At 75.2% G+C, this 6,460-nt stretch carries 5 protein-coding genes; 2 read left to right on the forward strand and 3 right to left on the reverse strand.

What is annotated here, in order from left to right; translation table 11 throughout:
* Positions 1 to 3: 3 nt before the first annotated feature.
* A complete protein-coding gene (locus J1M38_RS03075; RefSeq protein WP_206501167.1) occupies positions 4 to 1,290 on the reverse strand; it encodes a cystathionine gamma-synthase in 1,287 nt (428 codons plus the stop codon).
* A gap of 1 nt (position 1,291) precedes the next feature.
* Positions 1,292 to 2,641, reverse strand: coding sequence for an O-acetylhomoserine aminocarboxypropyltransferase/cysteine synthase family protein (locus J1M38_RS03080; protein ID WP_144819249.1), 1,350 nt, complete (start codon positions 2,639 to 2,641; stop codon positions 1,292 to 1,294).
* A 295-nt stretch (positions 2,642 to 2,936) separates the two neighbouring features.
* Here J1M38_RS03080 and J1M38_RS03085 point away from each other — a divergent pair, with 295 nt between their 5' ends.
* Positions 2,937 to 3,665, forward strand: a complete 729-nt coding sequence (locus J1M38_RS03085) for a class I SAM-dependent methyltransferase (RefSeq protein WP_049145691.1) — start codon at positions 2,937 to 2,939, stop codon at positions 3,663 to 3,665.
* Complete coding sequence (locus tag J1M38_RS03090; protein ID WP_342356197.1) at positions 3,662 to 4,984, forward strand: MFS transporter; 1,323 nt, start codon at positions 3,662 to 3,664, stop codon at positions 4,982 to 4,984. The genes J1M38_RS03085 and J1M38_RS03090 overlap by 4 nt, the downstream gene beginning before the upstream one ends.
* A gap of 121 nt (positions 4,985 to 5,105) precedes the next feature.
* Here J1M38_RS03090 and J1M38_RS03095 read toward each other — a convergent pair.
* A partial coding sequence (locus J1M38_RS03095) for a helix-turn-helix domain-containing protein (protein WP_274608403.1) occupies positions 5,106 to 6,460 on the reverse strand: 1,355 nt, incomplete at its 5' end.

The raw sequence follows: 6,460 nt of genomic DNA on the forward strand, positions 1-6,460 counted from the left end.
CCGCTACACGGCACGGATCGAGATCGTCTCGATCGACGTGCACTTCACCGACGACGACGGCGCCCCGCGGCCGGCGGCGACGCGTGCGGCGCACTCGAGGCCGGCCTCGAGGTCCGCCTGCAGGTCGGCCACGTCCTCGATGCCGACGGAGAGCCGGACCAGGTCCGTGGGGACGGCCAGGGGCGTGCCCCGCACGGAGGCGTGGGTCATCTCGGAGGAGTAGCAGAGCAGCGATTCGACCCCGCCGAGGCTGACCGAGAGCGCGAACAGCTCGGTGGCCTCGGCGAACGCGCGGGCCGCGGCCTCTCCCCCAGCCAACCGGATGGAGACGATCCCGCCGAAGCCGTCCATCTGCCGCGCGGCGAGTGCATGGCCCGGGTGGTCGGGCAGCCCGGGGTAGAAGACCTGGGCGACCTCGGGGCGGCCCTGCAGCCAGCCCGCGAGCGCGGCGGCGTTGGCGCCGTGCCGGTCCATGCGCAGGCCGAGCGTCTTGAGGCCGCGGGCGGCGAGGTAGGAGTCCTGCGGGCCGGCGACCGCGCCGGCGGCGAACTGCTGGTAGGCCACCGCCTCGGCCAGCGCCCGGCCGCGGAACTCGCGGTCGGCCACCACCACGGCGCCGCCGAGCACGTCCGAGTGCCCGCCGATGTACTTGGTGGTGGAGTGCACCACGACGTCCGCGCCGAGGTCGAGGGGCCGCTGGAGGTAGGGCGAGGCGAACGTGTTGTCCACGACCAGCAGCGCGCCGGCGTCGTGGGCGATCTGCGCCCAGGCGGCCAGGTCCGCGATGCCGAGCAGCGGGTTGGAGGGCGTCTCCACCCACAGTAGCGCGGTGCGGCCGGGGCGGACGGCCGCGGCGACCGCCGTCGGGTCGGTGATGTCCACGGGGGTGTTGGACACGCCCCACGGCTCGAGGACGGTGGTGATGAGGCGGTGGGTGCCGCCGTAGCCGTCGCCGCCCAGCACGATGTGGTCGCCGGGGCGCAGCACGGCCCGCAGGAGGGCGTCCTCGGCGGCGAGCCCGGAGGCGAACGCGAACGCCCGGTCGCCGTGCTCGAGGGCGGCGAGCTGGGTCTCGAAGCCGTTCCGGGTCGGGTTGGAGCCGCGGCTGTACTCATGCCCGGCGCGCAGCACGTTGATGCCGTCCTGCACGAAGGTGCTGGTCTGGTAGATCGGCGGCACCACGGCGCCGGTCAGCGGGTCGGGCTCCTGGCCGGCGTGCACGGCGGTGGTGGTGAAGCCGCGGACGGTGGGACGGGAGACGGAGCGGGTGGTGTGGTGGACGGCGGTCATCTCAGCGCACCTCCTGGGTGACGGCGGCGGTCTCGGGGACGGCGGGCGTGGTGGCGGGGACGGCCGGCCCGGCGGCGGTCACCACGGCCAGGGCATGGTCCAGGTCCGCGATCAGGTCGTCGGGACACTCCAGCCCGATGGAGAGCCGGACGGTGGTCTCGGCGATCCCGGCGGCCTCGCGCTGCTGCCGCGTCAGGCGACAGTGCGTCATGGTCGCCGGGTGGGAGACGAGGGACCGGGCGTCGCCGACGTTGACCACCAGCTGGAACAGCTCGAGCGCGTCGAGGAACGGGGCCACGGCCTCGGGGCCGCAGGCCAGGTCGAAGGAGAACACCGAGCCGACGCCGTCCGGGAAGTCGCGGGCGGCCAGCGCCGCGCTGGGATGCCCGGCCACACCGGGGTGGTGCACCCGCGCGACCGCGGGGTGCCCGGCCAGGTGTTGGGCCACGGCCAGCGCGGTGGCGGTGTGGCGGGCCACGCGCAGGTCGAGCGTCTCGAGCCCCTGGATGAACTGCGCCGCGCTCGCGGGGGCGAGGGTGGGGCCGAGGTCGTGCAGGAACTTGCTGCGGGCCAGCGTCAGGTAGGCGCCACGGCCGTGCCGCTCGACCAGCGTCTGCCCGCCGTAGCGGGCCTTGGGCCGGGCCAGCTGCGGCCACCGGTCCGGCGCCGCGCCGTAGTCGAACGTGCCGCCGTCCACGATCGCGCCGCCGAGCACCGCGCCGTGTCCGCCGAGGAACTTGGTGGCCGAGTGCACGACGACGTCGGCGCCGTGCTCCAGCGGCCGGTAGAGGGCCGGCGTCGCGAGGGTGCTGTCCACCACCACCGGCACACCGGCCGCGTGGGCGAGGTCCGCGAGCGCGGGCAGGTCCGGGAGGGTGGCGAGCGGGTTGGTGATGGCCTCGAGGAAGAACGCGCGGGTGTCGGGCCGGACCGCGGCGGCCCACGCGGGCGGGTCCGCCGGGTCCGCGAAGGTGACCTCGATGCCGAAGTCCGCGAACGTGTCCGTCAGCAGGTCGACGGTGCCCCCGTACAGCTGGCTGGAGGCGACCAGGTGCTTGCCGCCCTGCAGCAGCGCCAGCAGGGACAGCGCGACGGCGGCCTGGCCGGTGGCCGTGGCGATCGCTCCGATGCCGCCCTCCAGCGCGGCGAGGCGGTTCTCGAACACCGCGACGGTCGGGTTGCCCGTGCGGCTGTAGGTGAAGCCGGGGGTCTCGAGCCGGAACATCGATGCCGCCGTGGCGTGGTCCGGGAAACGGAACGCCGTGGTCTGGTGGATGGGCGGGACGACCGGCCGGTGGGGCGCGGCGGGCTCGTAGCCGGCGTGGACTTGCTGTGTGGCATGACGGGGCATCTGCTCTCCTCCATCGGTCCTGGCGGTAGCACCGGGCCTGCCGTTCCCGGGGGTCCGGGTCCGGCGGGCGGGTTGCTGCGGCGTCGTCGAGCCAGATCTCTCAGCCGCTCTGGATGGGTGGTGAGCCCATCCCACGCGGTGGGCCGCCGAGAGTCCAGCGGGCGGCCGGCTCGCGCGTCATATGAGCCGCCCCCGCGCCATCCAGGACCGGCCGGAGCCTCTCCGGGGCGCGGCGGGCCGAGGCGGACCCGTGTGACGGACCGGCGTGGAGGGGGGGTGTGTCAGACTCCCGGGCATGACGCAGAGCACACCGGGCGGACCGGCCACGGGCCTGCCCGACTTCCGCCCCTCGGGCAACCAGGGCGTGGACCCGGCGCTGTACGAGATAGAGAACGCGGCCATGGACCGTGAGGGCGCCCTCTGGGCGGCGCTGCAGGAGGCGGCGCCTTGGGCCGGGCGGACGTTGCTCGACCTCGGTGCGGGCACCGGCTTCTGGCTGCCCCGCTACGCCGACGCGGCCGAGACGATCGCCGTCGAGCCGGACGTGCGCCTGCTGGGGGCCGCTCGCGCCCGCCCCGGCGGGGCGCGCGTGCTGTACGGCTCGGCCGAGCAGATCCCGCTGCCGGAGGCGAGCGTCGACGTCGTGCATGCCCGGTTCGCGTACTTCTTCCCGCACCCGCGCTGGGACGTCCGACCCGGCCTGGACGAGGTCACCCGGGTGCTGCGGCCCGGCGGCGCGCTCGTGGTGATCGACAACGACACCGAGCGCGGCCAGTTCGCCGAGCTGCTGCGGGCGAGCACGAACGCCGCGGCGCAGGGCCAGGACACGTACGCCCGCGAGTGGTGGGCCGGCGTCGGGGCCGAGACCCGTGAGGTCATGAGCTCGTGGACCTTCGACTCCCGCGCCGACCTCGAGGCCGTCCTGCGGCTGGAGTTCGAGCGAGGGGTCGCCGACGCGTGGCTCGCCGAGCACCCCGCAGCGACGTCACTGAGCTACGGCTACCTGCTCCACGTGTGGCGGTGAGCACGGACCCGCGTCGTCAGACGCCTGCCCCCCGCGGCTCTGACACTGGGACGCCCCCGCCGCCGGAAGGACGGGCGCGGTGGCTGGTCGCCTCCAACGCCCTCGACGCGGGTGGCCGGTCCGCCACGGACGTCGCCCTGGACGTCCTGGCGGTGCTCCTGCTCGGCGTGGGCGCCGACGGCATGGGCGTGCTGATGACGCTCTCCGGGTTGGGATTCCTCCTGCTCGGCGTGCCCCTCGGCATCGTGGTGGACCGACACCTCAGCCCGCGGCTGCTCGCGGCCACCGGCCTCGCCAAGGCGGCGGTGCTCGGCTCGCTCGTCGCGGCGTGGGCGCTCGACGCGCTCACGTTCGGTCACCTCGCCGCCGTCATGACCCTGCTGGGCGTGCTCACGGTGCTGGCCGAGACCACCCAGACCGCGCTCGTGCCGCGCGTCGTGCCGGCCACCGCCGTCGCCCGCCTGACGGCGCGGCTCGAGTCCGCCGACGCCGCCCTCGTGTTGATCGTGCCCGCCGCGGCGGGCGTCCTCGTCGGGTCGCTGGGCGCAGGGCCCGTGCTCGGCATCGCGACGGCGTTCCTCTTCGCGGCGGCGATCGTCGCGCTCCGGGTGCGGTTGCGGCCCTCCGCCGCGGCGGACGTCCCGGACGACGACGGGGACCCCGGCGTCGCGGACGTCCTCTCCCGCTGGGCCCGGTTCGGGAAGGACGCCGCGGAGGGGTGGACGGTCCTGCGGCGCACCCCGGTCCTGTGGCTGCTGACGATGGGGTCGGTGGCCGCCAATGTGGGCATGGCCCTCTTCGCCCCGGTCGAGGCGGTCTGGATCCTGACCGACCTGCGGCTCGGGCCGGAGTTCCTGGGCATCCAGATCACCGCGGGCGCGGTCGGGGCACTGACGGCCTCGTCCCTGGCGGGCCGGGCCATCGACCGCCTGGGCGAGCGCCGGTGCATCCTCCTCGGCTCGGTCGGCTGCGCCGTGGCCGTGGGGCTGCACCTGCTGGCCTACGCCGACCGCGCTCATGCCGGGCCGTGGCTGCTGGCCGGCGCCGCCCTCTGGGGGTTCATGGTCCTGCTCGGGAACATCACCCAGGCTGCCGTGACCGCCCGCGCCTGCCCCGAGGGCACGCTCGGGCGGGTCACCGCGATGCGCCGCACCCTCACCCGGGGCTCCGTGCCGCTGGCGACCCTCGCGGGAGGTGCGCTCGGGGCGACGCTCGGGGTCGGCTGGGCGCTCGCGGGGTGGCAGGTCCTGGCGGTGGTCTCGCTGGCCGCCGTCGTGCCGGCCGCGCGACATCTCGGGCCGAGGACGGCTGAGCGCTGAATCCGCGCGACCGATGCTCCTTGCGCGGGCCGTCCGGAATAAGGACGACCCGCGTAGAGAACGTCGGCCCGGCGCGGGACCACCCCGCCGCGCGTCCAGCCCGGCACCCGGCTGGCCCCGCTCAGCCTTCCTGCGTGATGCGCAGGGTGCGCAGGCGGCGGTAGAGCGTCGCCCGGCTCACCCCGAGCGCGGCGGCGGCCCGCACCTTATTGCCGCCGGCCGACTCCAATGCGTCGATGATCGCCTCCCGCTCGGCCCGTTCGAGGCCCAGGAGGGGGACAGTCCCTTCCCCACGGTGTGATGCGGGCAGCTCAGCCACCGTCACACGGCCGCCCCCAGCCCTCCGCCCAACACGGCCCACGACGTACTCCAGCTCGACCAGGTTGCCCGGCCAGTGCTGCTGCGCCAGGACGCGCACGGCCTCCGGGGAGAACATCGGCGCCGAGGCGCCGTGCACCTGGGCCGCCATAGCCGCCAGCAACGCCGGGAACTCGGCGAGCCGACGGCGCAGCGGCGAGAGCTGGACGCGATGCTCCGTCAACGCGAGCACGGCCGAGACATCGGTCGTCGGCTGCACCTGGGCGGTCATGACAATCCGGCACCGCCCCTGTCGTAGGGCTCGTCTCAGTCCTGGCAAGAGCCGAGGTTCCAGCGCGTCGACGTCGTCAACCACCACCGGCGGGCCGGGCCGCCGCACGAGGGCCTCGAGCCCCCGTAGCCAGGTCGTGTCCTCGGGGGTCTGGGCGCGGCCGACCTCGAGTATGACGGCGTCGGGGCCAGCGATCCTCCGGGCGGCCGCCGTGCGGCCGGAGCCGGGCTCCCCGATCACGCTCACCGAGCCCCGTGCCTCGCGGGCCGCTTCGACGGCCGGAGCCCAGGTCCCGCGCCCCGCCCCCGGCGTGGGACGCGGCGTGGTTTCCGTCGCGGCCCTCTCCAACCGCATCAGGGTCATGCCAGACGCCTCGGACACGTCCGCGACGCTGAAGCCCCCCGCCACGCCCACATCGCCACCGTCGAGCTCCCCCCGCCGCGCTCGCACCGCCAGGGCCCGCAGCTCCGATCCGTCGAGACACCGCACCAACCGCTCCGCCGCGGCATTCAGGAGGATCGACTCCTCACCCACGCCCACCACGGCACTACCCCGGCCCCGGGTGAGGCGGCGGAACTCCGTCAGAAGCCGCAACTCGTCTGCGTACGTGGCCGCGCCTAGCGCCTGCTCAATCTGTCGTCCGAGGTGCCGGGCCAGGCCCTCCACGAGCGTCGGCGTCGCCCCGGCGAACGTCACCACGCTGAGCGCCCCATGGACGCGCCCGACGCCCGGATGCGCGAGGGGCACCCCGAAGCAGGAGAAGGCCCGGAACGCGTCGAGATAGTGCTCCTCCCCGTCGACGGCGACGCCTCGGCCCAGCTCAAGGGCGGCGCCGATCCCGTTGAACCCCGCCGCCTCCTCGGCCAGGCAGACCCCCACATCCAGCC

This window comes from Micrococcus sp. KRD070 (assembly GCF_017168435.1).
Lineage (GTDB): Bacteria > Actinomycetota > Actinomycetes > Actinomycetales > Micrococcaceae > Micrococcus > Micrococcus luteus.